We start from the raw sequence: 1,570 nt of genomic DNA, 5'->3' as shown, positions 1-1,570 counted from the left end.
TGCGTCCTTCTCTTCTTGCGTCAAGTCGGTGCGAGCATCGATGGCGTCAGTCTTAGTCTTCACTGCTGCGTCAATGGCATCCTTAGCTGCTGTCTTCTTATCTGCACTTGGGTTAAGGGCATCAATTAAGTCAGCACCAGCCTTGCTAGCTTCCGCAACTTCCGCATTAGTCGTCGCGGCATCAATTGCATCCTTGGTTTCAGCCACTGCAGCATCAACTTTCGCTTTGGCTGCCTCTTTCTCTTCACGAGTTAGATTATTGTTAGCTTCAATCGCTGCTTTCTTAGCATTAGCTGCTTGTTCCAGCGCTTCTTTTGCTTTTGGCTTAGTTTCTGCAACTGGTGTTAGGCCTGCAATGGCACTTGTACCCTTGCCTTGTTCGTTGGCAACTGTTGAATTATCGCTAGCTTCGGCAATGGCAGTCTTAGCTGCTTGAGCAGCTTGATCTACAGCAGAAATTGCCGCGTCTTTCTCTTCGCGAGTTAAGTTCTTATCAGCTTCGATGGCTGCCTTCTTAGCATTAGCTGCTTGTTCAACAGCCTCTTTTGCTTTAGGCTTAGCGTCCGCAACTGGCGTTACGTCAGCAATTGCTTGCTTACCTTGATCACGATCAGTTGCAACTTGGCTATTAGTTGGAGCCGCGTCGATTGCCTCCTTAGCCTTCTTAGCTGCATCCTCAACTTGCTTGATTGCTGCATCCTTCTCTTCGCGAGTTAAGGACTTGTCAGCCTCAATTGTAGATTTCTTAAGGTCGGCAAGATCTTGAACTGCTTGCTTAGCAGTAGGCTTAGCAATTGGATTTGGTGTGACGTCAGTGATTGCCTTAAGGCCGGCGTCCTTCTCACTCACAACTTGAGCATCAGTAGCCGCTGTATCAACCTTGTTGCGAGCTTCCTTAGCTGCTTCTTCAACTTGCTTGATTGCTTCTTCTTTCTCTTCCTGAGTTAAATCAGTCCGTTCTTGAATAGCATCTTTCTTGAGATTTGCTGCTGCGTTAATGGCTTGCTTAGCGTCTGTCTTAGCCACAGAGCCTGGTGTCACTGCTTCAATAGCAGCTAAACCGTTGGCCTTTTCATTGGCTACAGCCCCATCAGTAGTCGCTGCATCAATTGCTGCTTGCGCATCTTGAGCTGCCTTGTCGATAGCTGCTTTGGCAGCTTTCTTCTCTTCCTTAGTCAAATCACCACGATCTTGGATGAGCTGTTTCTTAGCATCTGCTGCTGCTTGGACTTGGTCCTTAGCAGTTGGCTTCACGGTTGGTGTTGGAGCGACAGCATTAATTGCCGCTTCACCAGCAGTCTTCTCGTTTGCAACATCAGAATCAGAATTTGCTGACGCAATGGCTTGCTTAGCCGCATCTGCCGCTGTTTGTATTTGATTAATAGCTGTATTCTTCTCTTCTTGAGTCAAACGATTATCCGCTTGAATCGCTCCCTTCTTAGTATCCGCTAAAGCTTGAATTGCTTCTTGCGCAGTTGGCTTGGCAACTGGAGCTGGAGTTAGGTCACTAATTGCCTTAACGCCCTTATCCTTCTCTGCTGTCACCGCTTCATCGTTCGCTGCGTCCTTG

General features: G+C 47.8%; 1 protein-coding gene. It reads right to left on the bottom strand.

Going from position 1 to position 1,570, the window contains the following annotated elements; genetic code table 11:
- A partial coding sequence (locus HMPREF3093_RS00005) for a DUF1542 domain-containing protein (RefSeq protein WP_143227624.1) occupies positions 1–1,570 on the bottom strand: 1,570 nt, incomplete at both ends.

Source organism: Abiotrophia sp. HMSC24B09 (genome assembly GCF_001815865.1).
Taxonomy (GTDB): domain Bacteria; phylum Bacillota; class Bacilli; order Lactobacillales; family Aerococcaceae; genus Abiotrophia.
This window is presented reverse-complemented; position numbering and strand designations above follow the sequence as displayed.